The 19,762-nt window shown below is 73.5% G+C and carries 15 protein-coding genes; 9 read left to right on the top strand and 6 right to left on the bottom strand.

Annotation, left to right across the window (positions count from 1 at the left end; translation table 11 throughout):
- Nucleotides 1–24: 24 nt before the first annotated feature.
- Both ABZ479_RS19840 and ABZ479_RS19835 read right to left on the bottom strand, forming a co-directional pair.
- On the bottom strand, nucleotides 25–618 hold the full coding sequence (locus tag ABZ479_RS19840) for a dihydrofolate reductase family protein (RefSeq protein ID WP_500462801.1): 594 nt from the start codon (nucleotides 616–618) through the stop codon (nucleotides 25–27).
- A 492-nt stretch (nucleotides 619–1,110) separates the two neighbouring features.
- Entirely contained in the window at nucleotides 1,111–1,731 is a 621-nt protein-coding gene (locus tag ABZ479_RS19835) for a TetR/AcrR family transcriptional regulator (protein ID WP_500462800.1), read from the bottom strand.
- A 158-nt stretch (nucleotides 1,732–1,889) separates the two neighbouring features.
- Between ABZ479_RS19835 and ABZ479_RS19830 the strand changes: the two genes are divergently transcribed.
- From ABZ479_RS19830 to ABZ479_RS19805, 6 genes are all read left to right on the top strand, one after another.
- The gene (locus ABZ479_RS19830) at nucleotides 1,890–2,516 is read left to right on the top strand and encodes a cysteine hydrolase family protein (protein ID WP_500462799.1); all 627 of its coding nucleotides are present in this window, start codon (nucleotides 1,890–1,892) and stop codon (nucleotides 2,514–2,516) included.
- Between the two features lie 111 nt (nucleotides 2,517–2,627).
- Nucleotides 2,628–3,308 (top strand): flavodoxin family protein, encoded by a 681-nt coding sequence (locus ABZ479_RS19825; RefSeq protein WP_500462798.1) that lies wholly within the window; start codon nucleotides 2,628–2,630, stop codon nucleotides 3,306–3,308.
- Nucleotides 3,309–3,385: 77 nt separating this feature from the next.
- Nucleotides 3,386–3,640, top strand: a complete 255-nt coding sequence (locus ABZ479_RS19820) for a hypothetical protein (protein WP_499600745.1) — start codon at nucleotides 3,386–3,388, stop codon at nucleotides 3,638–3,640.
- A 181-nt stretch (nucleotides 3,641–3,821) separates the two neighbouring features.
- Nucleotides 3,822–4,379, top strand: a complete 558-nt coding sequence (locus ABZ479_RS19815; RefSeq protein WP_500462797.1) for a helix-turn-helix transcriptional regulator — start codon at nucleotides 3,822–3,824, stop codon at nucleotides 4,377–4,379.
- A gap of 42 nt (nucleotides 4,380–4,421) precedes the next feature.
- On the top strand, nucleotides 4,422–5,153 hold the full coding sequence (locus tag ABZ479_RS19810) for a hypothetical protein (RefSeq protein ID WP_500462796.1): 732 nt from the start codon (nucleotides 4,422–4,424) through the stop codon (nucleotides 5,151–5,153).
- A 182-nt stretch (nucleotides 5,154–5,335) separates the two neighbouring features.
- Nucleotides 5,336–6,013 carry an alpha/beta fold hydrolase gene (locus ABZ479_RS19805; RefSeq protein ID WP_500462795.1) on the top strand — a complete coding sequence of 226 codons (678 nt, stop codon included), beginning with the start codon at nucleotides 5,336–5,338 and terminating at the stop codon, nucleotides 6,011–6,013.
- Between the two features lie 97 nt (nucleotides 6,014–6,110).
- On the opposite strand, the gene ABZ479_RS19800 is transcribed toward ABZ479_RS19805, so the two are convergent.
- The gene (locus tag ABZ479_RS19800; RefSeq protein WP_500462794.1) at nucleotides 6,111–7,694 is read right to left on the bottom strand and encodes an alkaline phosphatase D family protein; all 1,584 of its coding nucleotides are present in this window, start codon (nucleotides 7,692–7,694) and stop codon (nucleotides 6,111–6,113) included.
- A gap of 432 nt (nucleotides 7,695–8,126) precedes the next feature.
- On the opposite strand from ABZ479_RS19800, the gene ABZ479_RS19795 reads away from it, so the two are divergent.
- From ABZ479_RS19795 to ABZ479_RS19785, 3 genes are all read left to right on the top strand, one after another.
- Nucleotides 8,127–9,965 (top strand): HSP90 family protein, encoded by a 1,839-nt coding sequence (locus ABZ479_RS19795; protein WP_500462793.1) that lies wholly within the window; start codon nucleotides 8,127–8,129, stop codon nucleotides 9,963–9,965.
- The gene (locus ABZ479_RS19790; protein ID WP_500462792.1) at nucleotides 9,962–12,931 is read left to right on the top strand and encodes a tetratricopeptide repeat protein; all 2,970 of its coding nucleotides are present in this window, start codon (nucleotides 9,962–9,964) and stop codon (nucleotides 12,929–12,931) included. The genes ABZ479_RS19795 and ABZ479_RS19790 overlap by 4 nt, the downstream gene beginning before the upstream one ends.
- A gap of 99 nt (nucleotides 12,932–13,030) precedes the next feature.
- Complete coding sequence (locus tag ABZ479_RS19785) at nucleotides 13,031–14,872, top strand: glycoside hydrolase family 15 protein (RefSeq protein WP_500462791.1); 1,842 nt, start codon at nucleotides 13,031–13,033, stop codon at nucleotides 14,870–14,872.
- Here ABZ479_RS19785 and ABZ479_RS19780 read toward each other — a convergent pair.
- From ABZ479_RS19780 to ABZ479_RS19770, 3 genes are all read right to left on the bottom strand, one after another.
- Nucleotides 14,869–15,645, bottom strand: coding sequence for an N-acetyltransferase (locus ABZ479_RS19780; RefSeq protein WP_500462790.1), 777 nt, complete (start codon nucleotides 15,643–15,645; stop codon nucleotides 14,869–14,871). The two genes, ABZ479_RS19785 and ABZ479_RS19780, sit on opposite strands and share 4 nt — an antisense overlap.
- A gap of 50 nt (nucleotides 15,646–15,695) precedes the next feature.
- On the bottom strand, nucleotides 15,696–16,925 hold the full coding sequence (locus ABZ479_RS19775; protein ID WP_500462789.1) for an MFS transporter: 1,230 nt from the start codon (nucleotides 16,923–16,925) through the stop codon (nucleotides 15,696–15,698).
- Between the two features lie 578 nt (nucleotides 16,926–17,503).
- Complete coding sequence (locus tag ABZ479_RS19770) at nucleotides 17,504–18,952, bottom strand: NCS2 family permease (RefSeq protein ID WP_500462788.1); 1,449 nt, start codon at nucleotides 18,950–18,952, stop codon at nucleotides 17,504–17,506.
- Between the last annotated feature and the right edge of the window lie 810 nt (nucleotides 18,953–19,762).

Below are 19,762 nucleotides of genomic sequence, written 5' to 3'. Positions count from 1 at the left end.
AGGGCGGCCCGCCCGCCGCCCCGGCTACCGCGCGGCGCGCCGGTACGTGCAGACGTTGACGCCCTTGTCGCTGGTGACCGTCGAGACCAGCTCGAAGGCGCGCAGTCCGCCGTCCTCGGGGAAGACCGACTTGCCGCCGCCGAGGAGCACCGGCATGACCATGAGGCGGAGTTCGTCGACCAGGTCCTCGCCGAGCAGGGCGCGCACCAGGGTGGGGCTGCCCATGACGACGAGGTTCCCGCCGGGGGTGTCCCGCAGCTTCCTGATCCCGGCGACGGCCTCCCCACCGGGGATGCGGGTGGTGTTGTTCCAGGTGAGCTCGGAGTCGGCCAGCGTGTCGGACACCACGTACTTCGGCAGCGCGTTCATCCGGTCCGCGAAGGGGTCGCCCGCCCGCTCGGGCCAGGCGCCGGCCATCGCCGCCCAGGTGCGGCGCCCGTACAGCAGCGCGTCCGCCTTGCCCACCGCCTCGTCGAAGGCGCCGCCCACGACCTCCGGGTCGAAGAAGGGGTGCGTCCAGCCGCCGTTGGCGAAGCCGCCGTCGGTGTCCTCCTCCGGCCCGCCCGGGCCCTGCACGACCCCGTCGAGGCTGATGAACTCGGTGACCACGATGCGCATGTGACCCGCTCCTCCGTCTACGTCAACTCACTGCGGTTACGCCGTTGAAGACCGTCGCACTGCCCCGGAATCATCGCCCGGGGGCGGACGATGTGCGGCGGTCTCCGCCTCATCCCTACGACTCACCACGGAAGTTGACCGCTCTTGAGCGGATCCGACCACTTCGGTGGCGTGCTGACCCGTCCCTTCGGGAAGGCCGGACGTCCCCTTGGTGCAGAGGGCCCCGCGCCCACTTCAACCGGGCCGGGTCCTCGTGCAGGGTGGGCGGTCGGACGCGAACGGCGTCCTCGGCCTGGCGCGAACTCCGGTGGAGTCGCCGTCATCGGCGGCGCCGGCGCCGCCCGTGCTGGAGGGGGGAGTGGCCCGGTGGTCGGCGGGGTCACGGGATGCCGTCCGGTGGGAGGGTCCACCGCCCCGCCCCCCGGCCCGCGTCGGCGCTCCACCGGGCGTGGACGTGCGCGAAGCGCGGCGGCGGACGGGCGCCGCTGCGTCTCAGGTGCCGGGGGTCGCGGTCCGCGCCTCGACCTGCTCCCTGGTCGCCGCGAGGATCGCCTCCGAAAGGGCGGGGTCGGCCCCGGCCACGGCACGCGAGAGGACCAGCGCGCCCACCATGCTCGACAGTGTCGCGAGGTCGGGGGCGTCAGCCTGCTCCTCGCCGGGCGCATCCCGCCGCCGGAGCCGCGCCAGGGAGTCGGCCATCCCCGTGATCCCCTCCACGAAGAGTTCCTGGAGCGCGGGTTCGCTGCGACCGGCGTCACAGGCGAGCGCGGCCACGGTGCACCCCTGCTCCGGTGTGTCCCGGTGGTCCGCGGACACGTACGTGTCGACGAAGCGCCGGAGGAAGGAGGGGGCCTCGGAGGGCTTCTGGTCCGGACCGTCGTCCAACGCGGCGTCGACCGCGGCCACGCTCTCGGCCAGTCCGCGTCGGCAGACCTCGGACTCCAGTGCCTGCTTGGAGGGGAAGTGGCCGTAGAAGCCCCCGTGCGTGAGGCCGGCCGCCTTCATGACGTCGGAGATCGACACGGCGCTGAAGCCGTGCTTCCTGAACTGCCGGGCCGCGCTGACGACGACCTGCTCACGGTTCGCAGCCGCTTGCTCACGGGTTACCCGCATGACCACCTCCAGAGACCTTCGCTTGACACTTTACATGACGGCCATCATGATTAAGTTATTCATGTTGGTCATCATGTAAACGGTGGCCGACACCGCGGCGGCAGCGGTCAGCGCCGCATCCCCCCACGACCGACCTCAGGTCAGGACAGGAACCACCCATGAATGCCCGCAGCTATCCGGCAGCCCGGACCGCCCTGGTCGCGGTCGACCTGCTGAACGACTTCCTCGCCGAGGACGGGAAGCTCGCCGGCCAGATCGGCCCCGTGCTGGAGGAGTCCGGTCTGCGATCCCGGCTCGCCCGCCTGCTCACCGGTGCGCGCGAGGCCGGGGTCACGGTCTTCCACGCGCCGCACGGCCTCAAGGAAGGCGTGTTCGACGACCTCAGGCACGTCCTTCCGCGCTTCCGGTTCGCCGTGGACAACGAGGTGTTCTGGGAGGGCAGCCGCGGCGGCGACTTCTACCCGCCGCTGCGCCCGCGCCAGGGCGACGTCGTCGTAGGCCGCCACCGGATGTTCGACGCGTTCTCCGGTACCGGCCTGCACGAGCAGTTGCGGGCCCACGCGATCGAGAAGGTGGTCCTGGCGGGTCTGACCTCGCAGACCTGCATCGAGGGCACCGGTCGCCACGCCCTGGAGGCCGGCTACCACGTCACCTTCCTCAGCGACGCGGTCGCGGACTTCACCGAGGAGGCGCACCGGGCGGCCCTCGAGATCTCCTACCCCACCTACGGGCACGAGGTGACCACCGTCGACCGGTTCCTGGCCGCGGTGGAACCGGCCGCGTAGCCGGGATCCGATCCCGCCGCGTACGGCACGCAGACGCATGCGCGACGACGCGGGGCGGCCCTCCGCCCGGCGCACACGAACCCCCTTCAGCACGACCCAGGAAGAACGATCATGGCCACACTCTCCGTCGTCTACCATTCGCCGAACGGCCACACCCGCGCGATGGCCGAGCACATCGCCCGCGGCGCCGGGACCGTGCCGGGCACCGACGTCCACCTCATCGAGATCCGTGGTGAGCAGGTCACCGACGGACGCTGGTCGCACGCCCCGACCATGGAACTCCTCGGCGCCTCCGACGCCGTGGTGTTCGGCGCCCCGACCTTCATGGGCAGCCTGTCCGCCGTCTTCAAGGCCTTCCTCGAAGGCGCCTTCCACCCGTTCCTCGGCCAGGAGTGGAAGGACAAGCTCGCGGGAGGCTTCACCCACTCCGCCTCCCAGAACGGCGACAAGCTGTTCTCGCTGCAGCAACTCGCCGTCTTCGCCGCGCAGATGAACATGCAGTGGATCTCCGTGGGCGACTCGGCCGGCCACAACTGGACCGGTGGCACTCGCTACGACGTCAACCGGCTGGGGTCCTGGCTGGGCGCGATGGGCCAGACCAACGCCGACGAGGGTCCCGACCCGGCCGGATCGCACGGCGACCGGGTCACCGCGCAGCGGTACGGGGCACGCCTGGCCGAGCTGACGGCGCGCTGGGTGCACGGCACGCCGTACCCGGTGCGACGGCTCACGCAGGAGGAGTTCCGTGAACTGTCGGCCCGCAGCGCGGCCGAGGCACGAGCCCGCCGCTGAACCGGCGCACCCGCGGCCGACCCGGTCCGGCGCCGGGATGCCGGCGCGGGCCCACCGAGAAGAACTGGGAGACAGCGATGTACCTGCACGTGACCGGGACGGTGACGGAGCCCGCCGGGCTCGCGCCGTTCGCCGAGGAGGAGCGGCGTGTGCTCGAGGAACTCAAGGCCGAGGGAACCGTGGTGATGGCCCTGCGCCGCCACGACAGGCCCGGCGCCCTGCTCGTGGTCGAGGCGGACGGACCGGGCGACGCTCAGGAGCGGTTGAGCCGACTCCCGTACGTCGCCCACGGTCTGCTGACCCTGGAGTACGTCGAGGTCAGCCGGTTGTGAGCCGGGGAACCGCGACGGAACGGAGTGACATGCGTTGAGCGGGCAAGACCCGGCGACCGTGACCCGGTGCGTGCCGGCGTCCACCGCGGTCGTCGCGCCCGACGCCCGGGGTGGGACGGCCCCGTGTGATCCCGTTCCCGTCGCGGTCCTCTCCGAGGACCGGCTGACGTACGAAGGCGCGGTGGCGGCCCTGTCCGGATTCCCCGGCCTACGGATGCTGCCCTGGGAGCACCGCCGGAACGCACAGGTGCTCGTCGCGTTCTCCGGCGAGCCGCCGGAGCGGGTGTTGACGCTCCTGGGGCAGGTCGCGGAGGCCCAGCCGGACATCCAGGTCGTCCTCGTCGCGGAATCCGTCTCCGAGCCGCAGTTGATGAGGGCGATCGGTCTCGGCGTGGTGAGCGTCCTGCTGCGCGAGCGCGTCACGTTCGCTCACATCGGGCGGGCCGTCGCCGCGGCACGCGAAGGACGCTCCGACATCTCCCCCGAGTTGCTGCGCCACCTCGTCCACCGCATCAGAGACGTCGACCGGGCCGGGACGGGTGACGGACACGGCCTGAAACCACGGGAGATCACGGTGCTGGGAATGCTCTCGGACGGACTCGACACGGCGCAGATCGCGCGTCGGCTGAACTATTCGGAACGTACCATCAAGAGCATCGTCCACGGAATCGTCATCAATCTCGGGGTGAGCAACCGCACCCATGCCGTCGCCCATGTGATCCGGGCCGGATTGCTGTGACGGAGCGCAGGAAAAGAATACCGACACCTGGAGAAGACGAAGATGAACGACCTGGTCGACCGCGTCCTGCGGGCCCACGGCGGACCCGATCGCTGGTCCGGTATCGACTCGCTGAACGCGGACGTGGTGTTCGGAGGCCCCTTCTGGCGCATCAGGGGATTCTCGGAGAGGCCCTTCGGCGCGAAGGTGACGGTGGACACCCGCCGTGAGCGGATCCGCTTCAGCCCGTGGACGGCCCTGGGCAGGGACCTGACGTTCCACGCCGACGAGGACGCCGTGGAGCTGCGGACGCCCGGTGACGAGGTCCTCGAACGGCGCACCGGCGTCCGGGCCGGCTTCACGGGATACGACCTGTCCTCGCCGTGGGAGTCCGTGCAGGTCGGCTACTTCATCGGGTACGCCATGTGGAACTACCTGAACACGCCGTTCCTGTTCACCCGCCCAGGGGTCCGGACCCGCGAGGTGGCCCCGTGGAGCGAGGGCGGCGAGGTGTGGCGCCGGCTGCGCGTGACGTTCCCCGAGGACATCGCCACGCACTGCGCCGAGCAGACCTTCTACTTCGGCGGCGACGGCATGCTCCGCCGGCTCGACTACGACGTCGACGTCAACGTCGGGGTCCCCGTCGCCCATTACGTCGGCGCGTACCGGGAATTCGGCGGAATCGTCTTCCCGACGCGGCGCAGGGTCCACCGGAGGAATCCCGACAATTCCGCGAGCGACAACTGGTCGATCGACATCGAGGTGCAGGACGTGAGGGTTTGCCGGCCTGACTGACATGCGGTGCCCCAAAGGGCGGACTTTCCTTCCCGCGTGACGCAGAAAGCCCCGATGCCGGCGCCCTACGATCCGGGAAACAGTCCGGTGCCGTGAGTGGGGGGCCTGTCCGCGGTCAGCGGAAGGGGAAATGCGGCGCCTCCACGCCGGCGGGCCGGCCCTTCACAAGGAGAGGCACACGCATGACCACCATTCTGCTCGTCCACGGAGCGATCGCCGACGGGTCGTCCTGGGCGAAGGTCATACCCCTGCTGCAGGCCGCGGGACACGACACCGTCGCCGTGCAGCAGCCGCTGAGCTCGATCGGCGACGACGTCGCCAAGGTACGCGGCGTGCTCGACGAACTCGACGGCCCCGTGGTCGTGGTGGGCCATTCCTTCGGCGGTGTCGTCATCACCCAGGCGGCGCACGACGCCCCCCAGGTGAGTGCCCTGGTGTACGTCGCGGCGTTCGCGCCCGACGAGGGCGAGAGCGCCGCGACACTGGGCGAACCGTTCGGGCGGCTCCCCTCGGCCGAACACTTCGAGGTGGACCGGCAGGGCCGCTTCACGCTTCCGCAGAAGCTGTTCCCGCAGTACTTCTGCCAGGACGTCGCACCGGAGGAGGCCCGGGTGCTGGCCGCCGTCCAGGGGCCCAGCGATCTGGCCCGCTTCGGGTTCGTGTCGGGCCCCCCGGCCTGGCGTGAGCACCCGTGCCACTACGTCGTCGCCGAGGACGACCGGATCATCCCGCCGGACCTGGAGCGCTTCGTGGCCCGGCGCATGGGGGCCGAGACGGTGTCGGTGCCGGGCGCCGGCCACCTGGTCATGGTCTCGCAGCCGCGGGCCGTGGCGGACGTGATCCTGGCGGCCGCCCGCTGAGCGGTGCGGACGGCAGCGGACCGCACCGGACCGCGCCGGACGGCCCGGCGGCGCGCACGCACCGCCGGGCCGTCGAACCGCCGCGCACCCCGCGCCGCTACTGCCCGACCAGCCCCGCCCGCAGCACCTTCGTGAACAGCACCGTGCCGTCCTGCTCGCGAAGCCGCACCGTCATGTCGCCGGAGTGGCCGTCGATGTCGACCTGCCCGAAGAACTGGTAGCCCTCGGCGGGCGAGACGTTCGACGCCGTCGGCGCCTTCACGAAGACCCGCTCCGGCCCGAAGGTGCCGTCCAGTGCGCTCGCCGGGAAGGCGCCTGCGTTCAGCGGACCGGACACGAACTCCCAGAACGGCGCGAAGTCCGTGAACGCCGCACGCGACGGCTGGTAGTGCTGCGCCGAGGTGTGGTGGACGTCGGCGGTCAGCCACACCGTGCCCGTGATCCTGCGGTGCTTGACGAACCGCAGCAGCTCGGCGATCTGCAGCTCGCGCCCGAGCGGCGCGCCCGGGTCGCCCTGCGCCACGGCCTCGATGTTCGGCCGGCTCTCCGTCGTGTCGGGCACCACCAGCCCGAGCGGCATGTCGGCGGCGATCACCTTCCACACCGCCCGCGACCGCGACAGCTCCCGCTTCAGCCACTCCAGCTGCTCCCGGCCGAGGATGCCCTGCGCGTCGTGGGCCTGGTCGTCGGGGGAGTTGGCGTTGCGGTACGTGCGCATGTCGAGGACGAACACGTCCAGCAGCGGGCCCTGCCGCAGCACCCGGTGGACCCGCCCGGCGCCGTCCGGGCGCAGCGAGGAGACGGGGAAGTACTCGGCGAACGCCCGCCGCGCCCGGGTCGCGAGGACGTCCACGCTCTTCTCGGTGTAGCGCGGGTCCGAGGCGGCGATCACCTCGCCCGGGTACCAGTTGTTGCGGACCTCGTGGTCGTCCCACTGGATGACCGACGGCACCTGGGCGTTGAAGCGTCGCAGGGCCTCGTCGAGCAGGTTGTAGCGGAAGTTGCCGCGGAACTCGGTCAGGGACTCGGCGACCTTGGACTTCTCCGCCGTGGTGATGTTGCGGTAGGTGCTGCCGTCGGGGAGCGCCTGGGTCGCCGAGATCGGGCCGTCGGCGTAGATGTTGTCACCGCTGCACAGGAAGAAGTCCGGGTCCACCGCGCCCATGGCGTCGAAGATGCGGTAGCCGCCGATGTCGGGGTTGATGCCCCAGCCCTGCCCGGCCAGGTCGCCCGACCACACGAAGCGCACCCCGCCGCGCCGCGCGTCGGGCGCCGTACGGAAGGTGCCCGTGACCGGCGCGCCGGTGCGGCGCGGGTCGTCGGGGTCGGCCAGCAGGACCCGGTAGTGGACCTGCTCGCCCGCGGGCAGGCCGTGCAGCCGGGTCACCCCGGTGAAGTCGGTGCCGGGGCCGACCACCGGACCGTGGAAGCGCCGGGTGTGCCGGAACGAGCCGGTCGCCGAGGTCTCCACCACCACCCGCGCGGGCCGGTCCGCCCGCACCCATACCAGGCCGCCCGACGCCGTCACGTCGCCGGTCTGCACACCCGACGTCGCCGCCGGTCTCCCCGACAGGGCCAGCGCGGGCGCGGCCACCGCGGGCACCAGCAGTGCCCCGGAGGCCGCCAGACCGCCCCTCAGCACCGAGCGCCGTCCGACCGTGCTCCCGGATCCGTCCGTCATCCTGGCCTCCCAAGTACGAGCCGTGCACGCCGACGTGACGCCGAAACGCGTCCGTCCCCGTTCCTACTCGCGCCGCGTGCCGTGGATCCGAACGCCCAGTGAACAACCGCCCCGCGCCGCCCCGGACACGCGCATGGGCACGGGCTTCCCCACGGCCCCCGGACACCCGGCAGGCAGGACCGGTGCCTCCCCGACGCCACGGCGCGCGGCCAGGCCCGGACCTGCGCGGCGGCGACAACGCCCACGCCCCCGGCCCGACCACGGCGCCCGGCCGTTCCCCGCGCTCCCCGCCCACCGTCCCGCACCACGAAACCCCCTGGTCACCCCGGGCTCCGCGGCCATACGATGGTCCGCAATCCGGCGGCCGCGATCACCCGATCGCCCTACCCGCGCCCCGCCCTCCCTCCTCGGGGATGCACCGGCGCCCCCACGATGACTGCAGATCAGACACCGCACACCTTCCAGGTCGACCTTCGCGGCCTGGTGGACCTCCTCTCCCACCACCTCTACTCCAGCCCCAAGGTCTACCTGCGGGAGCTGCTGCAGAACGGCGTCGACGCGATCACCGCCCGCCGGGCCGGGCAGCCCGACGCCCCCGCCCGGGTGCGCCTGCACGCCGCGGACGGCCGGCTGCGCGTCGAGGACACCGGCGTCGGCCTCACCGAGTCCGACGTGCACGACCTGCTGGCCACCATCGGCCGCAGCTCCAAGCGCGACGGCCTGGAGAGCGCCCGCTCCGAGTTCCTCGGCCAGTTCGGCATCGGGCTGCTCGCCTGCTTCGTCGTCGCCGCGGAGATCCGCGTCGTCAGCCGGTCCGCCCGCACCCCGGACGCCCCGCCGGTGGAGTGGACCGCCCGTGACGACGGCTCGTACACCGTCCGCACGCTGCCCGCGCAGGAGCACCCCGAGCCCGGTACGACCGTGCACCTCACCGCCCGGCCGGGCGCGGCGGAATGGCTCGCCGAGGAGCGGGTGCTCGCCCTCGCCAAGGACTTCGGCTCGCTGCTGCCGTACGACGTGCGGGTCGGCGACACCCCCGTCACCGAGCGCCCGCCGGTCTGGGAGCGCCCGCACCCCGGTCAGGCCGCCCGCCGGGTCGCGCTCGCCCGGCACTGCCACGAGCAGTTCGGCTTCACGCCGCTCGACGTCATCGACCTCGACGTCCCCCTCGCGGGCGTGCGCGGCGTCGGTTACGTCCTGCCGGCCGCGGTCAGCCCCGCCCACCGCGCCGGCCACCGCGTCCACCTCAAGGGCATGCTGCTCACCGACCGGGCCGACGAACTGCTGCCGGAGTGGGCCTTCTTCGTCCGCTGCGTGATCGACACCGACAGCCTGCGCCCCACCGCCTCCCGGGAGAGCCTGTACGCCGACGAGACGCTCGCCGCCGTCCGCGAGGCGCTCGGCGAGCGCATCCGCGGCTGGCTGACCGAGCTCGCCGCGGGCGACGAGGAACGGCTCGCCCAGTTCCTCGCCGTCCACCACCTCGGCGTCAAGTCGCTTGCCCGGCACGACGCGGAGATGCTGCGGACGATGCTGCCGTGGCTGCCCTTCGAGACCACCGACGGGCAGCTCTCGCTCGCCGAGTTCGCCCGCCGCCACCCCGTCGTCCACTTCACCCGCACCGTCGAGGAGTACCGGCAGGTCGCCGCGATCGCCTCCGCGCAGGGCATCGGGGTCGTCAACGGCGGCTACACCTACGACGCCGACCTGGTCGAGCTGCTGCCCACCGTGCGTCCCGGCACCGCCGTCGCCGAACTCGACGCGGACACCGTCACCGCGCACCTCGACGCCGTCGACCCGGCCGAGGAACTCGCCCTGTCCGGCTTCCTCGCGGCGGCCCGCGCCCGGCTCGACGTGCTCGGCTGCGACGTGTCGCTGCGCACCTTCCACCCGATCACCGTCCCCGCGCTCCACCTGGACGACCGGGCCGCCCGCCACGAACGCGCCCGCGCCGAGGAGGAGGAGCAGGCCGACGAGCTGTGGGCGGGCATCCTCGGCTCGCTGCGCGGCGGCGCCCCACGCGCCCGGCTGGTCCTGAACCACCTCAACCCGCTGGTCCGGCGGATCAGCGGCTTCAGCGACCCCGAACTCGTCGGCACCGCCGCCGAGGCGCTGTACGGCCAGGCCCTGCTGATGGCCCAGCGCCCGCTGCGCCCCGCGGACTCCGCGCTCCTCAACCGCGCCTTCCTCGGCCTGCTGCAGTGGGCGGCGCAGACCGCGGACGGCCCCGCGGGCAGACCCGGCGACGCCGAACAGGAGGACGGCCGATGAGCACCCAGGACCCGGCGGTCGAGACCGTACGCCGCGCGCTCCACCACAACAGGGAGGAGCCCGAGGGCCGCGCCCGCAACGCCGGCGCCGAGCGGCTCGTCGCCGAGGCCGAGGCCACCGGCGACACCCCGCTGCTCCTCGACACCCTGTTCAACCTCGCGAGCGCGTACGCCTACAGCAGCGAGAAGGACAAGTTCTTCGTGCCCTTCGCCCGCCTGCTGCGCATGTGGGACGAACGGCCCGGGGACTTCGACGGCGAGAACACCCACCACCTGCACTGGATCTTCAAGTGGGTGGCCAACGGGATGCTCGACCAGCCCGGCGTGCCGCTCGCCTCCATCGAGAAGTGGCAGCGCGAGATGGAGCACCGCTACCGCCTCGCGGACCACTCCGAACGTGCCGTGCGCCAGGGCGAGTTCCGCATCGCCCGGCACCTGGGCGACACGGCCCGCGCCGAAGCCGCCCACGCCGCGTGGCTGGCCGCCGACCGCGACGCCATGGCCGACTGCCACGCCTGCGAACTGCACGGACAGGGCGGCTGGCAGGTCGACCGGGGCCGCGACGAGGAGGCACTGGACACCTGGCGGCCCGTCCTCGCCGGGCAGTACACCTGCGCCCACGAACCGCACAACGTGCTGGCCTCCTCGCTGCTGCCGCTGGTACGGCTCGGCCGGCTCGACGAGGCCCGCGCCCACCACCTGCGCGGCTACCGCCTGGTGCGCAGCTTGGAGAGCATGCGCGGCGCGGTCTCCTCCCACGTCGAGTTCTGCGCCCTGACCGGCAACGAGGCGCGGGCGCTGGAGATCCTGGCCGAGCACCCCGCGTACTTCACCGACACCGGCGACCCCGACACGCTCATGGACCACCTGGCCGTCGCCGGGCTGCTCATGCGCCGCCTCGTCGCCCTCGGCCACGGAGACCGCGGCGTCCCCGGCCCCGCCGGCACCGAATGGACCGCCCGCGCACTGCTGCCCCACGCCGAACGCGAGGCGGCCGCCGTCGCCGCGCGCTTCGACGTACGCAACGGCAACGACGCCGTCAGCCGCCGGATGCGCGAGCGCCTCGCCGCCGTACCGCTCGTCGAGCGGCTCCCGCTGGGCGTCCGGGCCCTCCAGCGCCTCGCCGCGCCCTCCGCCGGCCCGCGGCACGCGCCCGTCCCCGCCGCGTCGCCGCCCGCGGGCGGCGACGACGTCCCCGCGCTGCTCGCCGAGGCCCGCGGGCTGAGCGAGGCCCAGCACCCCGACGCGGGCGCCGCCTGGGCCGCCGCCGGCCGCGCCGCGGAGCGCACCGGCACCGCCCTGGACGTCCTCGACCGCGCCGAGATCGCCGACCGCGCCGGGATCGTCGCCTTCGCCGATCCCGGCACCGCCGTACCGCTCTTCGGCACGGCCGCCGAACTCTTCGAGGCCGCGGGCAAGCCCGGCGAGGCCGCCGCCTGCCGCGCCCGCGCCGCCTACGCGGTGGCCGTCGCGGAAGGCGGCGCCGACAACGTCGCCGCGCTCGACACCGCCCTCGACGACCTGCGGAAGCTGTACGACACCGGCCGGGCCACCGCCCGGCAGCTCACCGGCGCCTGGCTGGCCCGGTTCGACGTCCGGCCGCCGGACGCCGAGGCCGGGGCGGAACTGCTGCGGATCATCGCCTTCGCCGAGGAGCACCGCGCCGAGGAGCGGATGACGGGACGGCTCGCCGACGCGCTCACCCTGCACGCCCGCCTCACCGCCGCCCGCGGCGAGGTGGACGTCTCCGCCGGGCTCTTCGCACGGGCCGCCGGCCTCCACCACGAGGCGGCGACCCCCTGGTACGCGGCCGAGCCCGAGGCGCTGCTCGCCGACCTCTCGCTGCAGCGGGACGACCACGCAACCGCCGAGGAGTCCGCCCGCGCCGCCCTGGAGCACGGCGCCGCCACCCTGGGCCCGGTGCACCGCGCCCACCTGCACACCGTGCTGGCCGCCGCGCTCGCCGAGCGCGGCGCCGACGCCGAGGCCGCCGACCAGGCCCTGGAGGGCGCCCACTGGGCCGACGAGGGCGAGGTGTCCGAGCAGCTGGGCGCCTGGGCGCGGCTCGTCCTCGGCGGCGCGCTGCTGCGCGAGGGCAGGGCCGCGGAGTCCGCCACCGTCCTGGAGACCGCCCTGCCCGACCTGGTGCGGGCCCACCACGACGGGCGGGTCGTCCAGGCCCGCTGGTGGCTGGGCGAGGCGCTGCGCGACCTGGACGAGCCGCGGGCCGCGGCCGAGCAGTTCCTGCTCGCCGCGGAGATCGCGCAGGGCTGGGACGAGCAGCAGGACCACGCGGTCCTCGCGAACCTGGCCGCCGACTCCCTGGAACGGGCGGGCCTGGCCGGCGAGGCGGCCCAGGCGTACGACCGGGCCGGTGAGCTCTGGCGCGCGATGGGGCGCCCCGTCCCGCTCGTCCGCACCCTGCGCGCCCGGGCCTGGCTCGCCCTCCACGACGAACGGGACGGACTCGCCGCGGGCCGCTCCGCGATGGCCGAGGCCGCCGCGGTAGCCGAGGAGGCCCTCGCCGCGGCGACGGCGGCAGGCGACGGGGCGGCCGCGGCGCAACTGCGCGCCGAGCTGGCCGGGACCCACCGGCAGACCGGCGAGCTGATCGTCCGTGCCTGTCCCGGCGAGCCCGGCGAGGACGACACGGACGGCTCGGCCCGCGCCGCCTACGAGGAGGGCCTGGCCTGCGCGGAACATGCGATCGCGCTCTTCGGCCCGGGTCCCGCGCGCAGCGCCGCCCAGCTGATGGCCGCCTGGCTGGAGGCCGACCTCGGACGGCCCGCCGCGGCCGCGGAGCGCGCCCGCGCCGTGATCGCCCTGTACGCCGGGGAGGACGGGGACGGCGACGAGGTCGCGGCCCAGCGGCTGGCCGAGGCGCGCTCCGTCCTCGAGTACGTCGGCGAACGGCCGGCAGGAGCGGACAAGGCGCAGGCGGGGGAGGCGGCGGCCGGGGAGGCGTAGGCCCGGAGGGCGGCGCGGTGCTGACCGAGAAGGAGGAGCACCCGGAGGGTTAGTCTGAATGGTGGCTTTTGCCCTTCCCCGGCGCGCGAGGAGGCCACCGTGACAGCCGAAGCCCTCCGGTCCGAGTTCGCACCGGCCGACGGCCGGTACCTGCCGATCGCCGCCCACGGGCTCATCGGCGACCTGCGCAGCGCGGCGCTGGTCGGCACGAACGGCACCATCGACTGGTACTGCTCCGGACGCTTCGACGCCCCCAGCGTCTTCGCCTCCATCCTCGACGCCGACCGGGGAGGTAGCTTCGAGCTGGCCGCGGACGTGCCCGCGCGCACCAAGCAGTTCTACTTCCCCGACACCAACGTGCTGATCACCCGGTTCTTCGCCGAGGACGGCATGGGCGAGGTCCAGGACTTCATGCCGGTCGTCGACGAGTCCCACGAGGCCGGCCGGCACCGCCTCATCCGCCGCGTGGTCTGCGTGCGGGGCGTGCTGCCGTTCCGGATGCGGGTGGCCCCGCGCTTCGACTACGGAACCGTGCCGCACACCGTCCACATGAGCGGGATGCAGGCGCTCTTCGCCACCGCCGCGCAGACCATCGCGCTGACCTGCTCGGTGCCGCTGGAGCACGACGGCCGGGACGTGTGGGCCCAGTTCAAGCTCTCCGAGGGCGAGGCCGCCGTCTTCGCCCTGGACCAGGTCGGCGACGGTGTCGGACCGCGCGGCTGCCCGCTGACCGAGGCGGAGGAGCAGTTCGACAAGACCGTGCAGTACTGGCGGCACTGGCTCTCCCAGTCCAAGTACCGGGGCCGCTGGCGCGAGATGGTGCACCGTTCCGCACTCACCCTGAAGCTGCTCACCTACGCGCCCACCGGCGCCATCATCGCCGCGCCCACCACCAGCCTCCCCGAGCGCATCGGCGGCGAGCGCAACTGGGACTACCGCTACGTCTGGATCCGCGACGCCGCCTTCTGCGTCTACGCGCTGCTGCGGCTGGGCTTCACCGACGAGGCCGAGGCGTTCATGAACTTCCTGTCGGACCGCGTCTGCGGGGGCGGTCCGCGCTGCGCGGCCGGCCCGCTGCAGATCATGTACGGCATCGACGGCCGCTCCGAGCTGCCCGAACGGGAGCTGGGCCACCTGGAGGGCTACTCGGGCTCCGCACCCGTCCGGGTCGGCAACAACGCCGTCCACCAGCTCCAGCTGGACATCTACGGCGAGCTCATCGACTCCCTCTACCTGTACGACAAGTGGGGCAAGCCGATCTCCAGCGCGCACTGGGACACCGTCTGCGAACTGGTGGACTGGGTCTGCGACAACTGGGACCAGCCCGACGAGGGCATCTGGGAGACCCGCGGCGGCCGCAAGCCCTTCCTGTACTCCCGCGTGATGTGCTGGGTGGCGATCGAGCGCGGCATCCGCATGGCGAACCACCGCGGCCTGCCCGCCAACCGCGAGCGCTGGTACGGGGCCCGCGACGACCTCTACCGGCGGATCATGAGGAACGGCTGGTCCGAGGCGCGCGGCGCGTTCACCCAGAGCGAGGGCGAGGACGTGCTGGACGCCTCGGTGCTGATGATGCCGCTGTCCAAGTTCATCTCGCCGACCGACCCCAAGTGGCTCTCGACGCTCGACGCCCTCGGCAAGGACCTCGTCTCCGACTCCCTGGTCTACCGCTACGACCCCCTCGCGAGCCCGGACGGCGTCCCCGGCGACGAGGGCACCTTCTCCATCTGCTCCTTCTGGTACGTCGAGGCCCTCACCCGCGCCGGGCGCAAGGACGAGGCGCGGCTGGCCTTCGAGAAGATGATCACCTACGGCAACCACCTCGGCCTGTACGCCGAGGAGATCGACCGGGCCGGCGAGCAGCGCGGCAACTTCCCGCAGGCCTTCACGCACCTGGCCCTGATCAGCGCCGCCTTCAACCTCGACCGGGCGCTGGGCTAGCCAGGTCTGGCCTGGCGGCCGCCGGTGGCGTGCCGGACCCACACGTTCGGCTCGACGTACACGGCGTGGTCGTGCGCGGTGTCGCAGTGCACCGGCACCAGCGCGCCGGGCACCTCGACGGCGCCGTCGCGGTCGAAGGGCAGCCCCGTCCAGCGCCGCCACTGGGCCGGCGTCCCGCTGACCGTCATGGAGGCCGGAGCGACCTTCACGACGACGCCGCCCGCCCTGACGTGCACCCGCAGCCACGGGTCCTCGGGCAGCCCGTCCTCGCGCAGCAGGCCGACGTAGTCGGTCATGGGGAGCCGCGGCCGCAGGTGCTTGGCCGTGGGACGGACGGGGGCGAACAACGCGTCGTGGCCCACCTCCCGCGCGGCGTCGCGCAGCGCGGCCACCAGGCGGTGCGACAGGCCGCGCCCCAGGTGACCGGTGTCGACGGTGATCTCCAGCGCGCTCGCGGCCGTCGCCGGCCGCCCGGCGCGCAGGTCGCCGTACGCCCACACCAGTACGCGGTCCCAGCCCTGGTCGGGGGTCTCCTCGCGGCCCTCGCCGGTGGCGTCGAAGGGGACGGCGAAGCCCCGGGCCACGACCCGGTCGCCGTCGGTGGCGACGACGCAGTGGCGCGGGAAGTCCTCCGCCACCCGGTGCAACAGGGCCCCGGCGACCGGGTCCTGGGGGACGAAGGCCGGCCAGTCCTCGGAGATCTCCCAGAGCCGGGGGAGCAGCTCGGGGCGCTCGGCGAGGGTGGTGATGCGGATGCTTCCGGTGTCGTTCACGAGCCCGCACCCTGCCAGACGCCGCTGCGCCCCGGCATCCGGGTTCCCGTTCAGGCCGCCCGGCCCACGCTGGAACGCGCCACGTCGGAACGGGCCACGACCGCGCCGGCACGGCGCCCCACCGTCACGGCGCCCCGGGCCCCGGAACCGGCGCCCCGGGCCACCACGGTGAGCGGCACGGCGGAGAGCAGCAGCAGACAGGCCAGGACGCCGCCCATCAGCGGGAAGCCCAGCCGGGCGCCGAGCAGCGCACCGGTCAGCGGCCCGCAGGCCACCCCGAGCGAGGACGCCGAACCGGCGTACACCGCCCAGCGGCCGCGCGGGTCGAGGGCGGCGGCCAGGCCGATGGCGTACGAGAGCACCACCGGGTAGACGGTGTTCCACAGCACCTCGCCCACCGCGAAGGCCACCGCGCCGCGGGCCGAGGCGCTGGCCGCCACGCACACGGCGATCACGACGGTGCCCACCCCCACGGGCACCGCTCGCCCGAGGCGCGGACCGAGCGCACCCGCGCCCACGACGCCCAGCAGCCCACCCCCGAGGGCGGCCGCGAACACCATGCCGACCGCCGCCTCCGACAGGCCGACCCGGTCCAGCCCGATGCGGCCGCTCACCCCCCACAGCGCGTTCTGCGCGAGCGACCAGCACAGCATCGACGCGGCGAGCACGGCACCGGCGCCCACGTGCGGCAGCGGCGGCCCGGCGGGCGGCGCGGCGGCCGCGGTCCGCGGGCAGGGCCGGGCGGGCAGCCGCCGGGTCAGCGGGAGGACGAGCAGCGCGGCGGCGGCGATGGCCGCGAAGGGCAGGGCGTGGCCGCCGCCGAGCCGCGGCAGGACCAGGTAGAGCGCCCCGGCCGTCGCGGAGGTGGCCAGCAGCCCGAGCACCGTCACCCGGTGCGGCTCCCGCTCCCCGGCGATCCCGACCGCGGCCACCGCCGAGGAGGTGCCGGAGCCGAAGCCGCCGGCGACGCAGCCCAGGACGACCAGCGGGACGACTCCGGTGGCCGCGGCCGTCGTGAAGCCGCCCGCGATCATCAGCAGTCCGTACCGGGCCAGCCGCGCCCGGCCGATCCGGTCCACCCGCGAGGCGAGCGTGAAACCGGCGCCGGCCGAGCCGAGCAGCAGCACGCTGCCGACCGCCCCGGCCTGGGAACCGCTCAGGGCGAGCCCGGTGGTCAGGCGGCCGACGACGGTCGGCATCAGGTACGGCGCGAGGTAGCCGGCGCAGAAGAGGGCGACGAGCGGCAGCAGGGCGCGCGAGGGCGCGGTCCGCGAAGACATGGGCGTTCCTGGAGGACGGCCGGAGGCACGGCGAGCAGAGGGGGAGTGGTGCGACCGTCGACGGACAGGAACGCGCGGAACCATGTGTATCAAGCAACCAGGCTCGCCGATAAGGGGGGATTCCCCACTCAAACCCGCTGTTGCCGAATCGAGATCAAACGCTCGCATGAGGCCCACACGCCCCGGTGCCCACGTCCCCGTCCGGCAGCGGCAGCGAGGTCCCCCGGTCCGCGCCCGCCCGCACCCGGAACTCCGGTCCGGGGAAGCGGTGTTCGGTGGCGGGGCGGCGCGGCCGCGTCGGCCGGTGCGGTCCGGTCGCGGGCCGGTCTCCTGCGGCAGCGCCCGCCGGCAGGCCGCCGCCCGGCACGGCGGGACGCACGTCCGGGGACGTGCGCCACGTCACACCGGAGGATCCGGAACGGGCGGGAACTCCGCCCCCGCGCCGGTAGTTCGACAGGTACGGGCCGAGCGCGGAGCGCCGGTCCGGCCAGCGGCCCCGACCGGGGGCCCCCGTCCCGGTCGGGGTCTTCACCGTGAGGCCGCGGGAGGCCGTGCCGGCCCCCGCGGCCCACCGGGCGCTACTTCACCCCGAGCAGCTGCTCGATCGGGTCGATCGCGAAGTAGACGACGAAGAGCGCCGACACCGCCCACAACAGCCAGTGCACCTGCCGGGCCTTGCCCAGCACGGCCTTGAGCAGCACGAAGGCGATGAAACCGGCACCGATCCCGTTGGTGATCGAGTACGTGAAGGGCATCACGGCGATCGTCAGGAACGCCGGGAGGGCGATCTCGAAGTCGTCCCAGCCGATGTTCTTGACCTGGGTCATCATCAGGAAGCCGACCGCGACCAGCGCCGGCGCCGCCGCCTGCAGCGGCACGATCGTCAGCAGCGGGCTCAGGAAGAGCGCCACCGCGAACAGACCGCCGGTGACCAGGTTGGCGAAGCCCGTGCGCGCCCCCTCGCCGACGCCCGCCGCCGACTCGATGTAGGCCGTGTTCGACGACGCGGAGGCCGCGCCGCCCGCGACGGCCGCGGCACCGTCGATGAGCAGCACCCGGCCCAGGTTCGGGACCTTGCCCTCCTCGTCCAGCAGGCCCGCCTCGGCGGTGATGCCGACGACCGTGCCCATGGTGTCGAAGAAGTCCGACAGGATCAGGGTGAAGACCAGCAGCACCACCGTGATGAAGCTGACCTCGGCGAACCCGCCGAAGAGGCTGAAGTGCCCCAGCAGCCCGAAGTCCGGCGCGGCGAACACGTCGTCGGGCACCTTGGGCGTGGTCAGCCCCCAGCTCTTCACGTCCGCGACGGCGTCGACCACGATCGCCAGCACGGTCATGGCGACGATGCTGATCAGGATGGCGCCCTTCACCTTGCGGGCCAGCAGGGCGATCGTCAGCAGCACCCCCAGGCAGAAGACCAGCACCGGCCAGCCCGACAGCGCCCCGCCCCCGCCCAGCTGAACGGGGACCGTGGTGTTCGCGGCGTCCGGGATGCGGCTGACGAAGCCGGCGTCCACGAAGCCGATGAAGGCGATGAACAGGCCGATGCCCACGCTGATCGCCTGTTTCAGCGGCTGGGGTATCGCGTGCATCACCGCCTCGCGCAGCCCGGTCACCACCAGGACGCAGATGACCACGCCCTCGATGACGATCAGGCCCATCGCGTCGTCCCAGCTCATCAGGGGCGCGATCTGGAAGGCGACCACGGCGTTGAGCCCGAGGCCGGCCGCGATGGCCAGCGGCAGGTTGCCGCCGACGCCCATCACGATGGTCATGACGGCCGCCACCAGCGCGGTGGCGGTGACCAGTTGACCGGTCGACAGGACGTGGCCGAACTTGTCCTTCGCGCTCCCGAGGATGATCGGGTTCAGCACGAGGATGTACGCCATGGTGAAGAAGGTGGCGAAGCCGCCGCGGACTTCACGGCCGAAGGTCGAACCGCGCTCCCCGATGCGGAAGTAGCGGTCGAGTGCGTTCTGCGGTGGTGGTGGCGAGCCCTTCGCCACGTCGGTGGCCTGAGCGGACATGGTGCTCCTCGGGGTTGGTGCGACAACCTGACGACCTGCTGGAGGCTGGGGGGATTGTGTACGCCGGAACGCCCCCTCGGGTTTTGAATCCGTTTCCTTGTGTTAACGAATCGGCACCGCCCGGCGGGTGGGGCCGGCCCGCGGATGTGCCGGTGCCGGTGCGCCGGTTCTTCGGCTGTCGCGCCGTCTCGCGCCCTTCGGGCGCAAAGATGCGGGCTGCGGGTGGGAGGGTGGCGGTCCGGGGCCGGTCGGCAGTCTGCGGCCCGGTGGTCGGTTGGGGTTCAGGCGCCGGAGCGGGGCCGGTTGTTCGTCTGGTGCCGGTCTCGTTGCCGTCCGCGGGTATAGATGGCCGGTGGCCACGCCCACTGTTGGTGGGTGGCGCGCCCGCCGTAACCGGCGTCTGCGGGTGCTTCCCCGATCCGAGATCGGGCTCTGTTTCGACGTCCATACCGTCGAAAGCGGGCCCGATCTCCCGCCGACCGCGCGACAGCACCCCGAATCACCCGCAGTCGCGGGTTACGGCGGGCGCGCCCACCGCCCACGGATGGCGTGGAAGCGGCCATCTGCACCCGCGGACGGCAACGAGACCGCCGCCAGGGGAGAGGCAACCCGCTCCGGCGCCTGAACCCCGGCCATGCACCCACCCGCACACGCCGACGAGCCCCGGACCGCCACCCTCCCCTCCGCAGCCGGCCGCTGTGCGCCCGAAGGGCGCGAGACGAACCCGCACCCACTCACCGGCCGCACCCACCCCCACCCACCCGCACCCGGGCACAAAAGTAATGCGAGGGTCGAGGTGTCCGGCCGGCC

It is taken from the genome of Streptomyces sp. NPDC005722 (genome assembly GCF_040630935.1).
In the GTDB taxonomy this organism is placed as follows: Bacteria; Actinomycetota; Actinomycetes; order Streptomycetales; family Streptomycetaceae; genus Actinacidiphila.
This window is presented reverse-complemented; position numbering and strand designations above follow the sequence as displayed.

Excerpts from the sequence above, each read along its gene's own strand:
- ABZ479_RS19825 (WP_500462798.1), top strand. The coding sequence starts at position 2,628 with ATGGCCACACTCTCCGTCGTCTACCATTCGCCGAACGGCCACACCCGC.
- ABZ479_RS19840 (WP_500462801.1), bottom strand. The coding sequence starts at position 618 with ATGCGCATCGTGGTCACCGAGTTCATCAGCCTCGACGGGGTCGTGCAG.
- ABZ479_RS19830 (WP_500462799.1), top strand. The coding sequence starts at position 1,890 with ATGAATGCCCGCAGCTATCCGGCAGCCCGGACCGCCCTGGTCGCGGTC.
- ABZ479_RS19790 (WP_500462792.1), top strand. The coding sequence starts at position 9,962 with ATGAGCACCCAGGACCCGGCGGTCGAGACCGTACGCCGCGCGCTCCAC.
- ABZ479_RS19770 (WP_500462788.1), bottom strand. The coding sequence starts at position 18,952 with ATGTCCGCTCAGGCCACCGACGTGGCGAAGGGCTCGCCACCACCACCG.
- ABZ479_RS19775 (WP_500462789.1), bottom strand. The coding sequence starts at position 16,925 with ATGTCTTCGCGGACCGCGCCCTCGCGCGCCCTGCTGCCGCTCGTCGCC.
- ABZ479_RS19805 (WP_500462795.1), top strand. The coding sequence starts at position 5,336 with ATGACCACCATTCTGCTCGTCCACGGAGCGATCGCCGACGGGTCGTCC.
- ABZ479_RS19820 (WP_499600745.1), top strand. The coding sequence starts at position 3,386 with ATGTACCTGCACGTGACCGGGACGGTGACGGAGCCCGCCGGGCTCGCG.
- ABZ479_RS19795 (WP_500462793.1), top strand. The coding sequence starts at position 8,127 with ATGACTGCAGATCAGACACCGCACACCTTCCAGGTCGACCTTCGCGGC.
- ABZ479_RS19800 (WP_500462794.1), bottom strand. The coding sequence starts at position 7,694 with ATGACGGACGGATCCGGGAGCACGGTCGGACGGCGCTCGGTGCTGAGG.
- ABZ479_RS19835 (WP_500462800.1), bottom strand. The coding sequence starts at position 1,731 with ATGCGGGTAACCCGTGAGCAAGCGGCTGCGAACCGTGAGCAGGTCGTC.
- ABZ479_RS19810 (WP_500462796.1), top strand. The coding sequence starts at position 4,422 with ATGAACGACCTGGTCGACCGCGTCCTGCGGGCCCACGGCGGACCCGAT.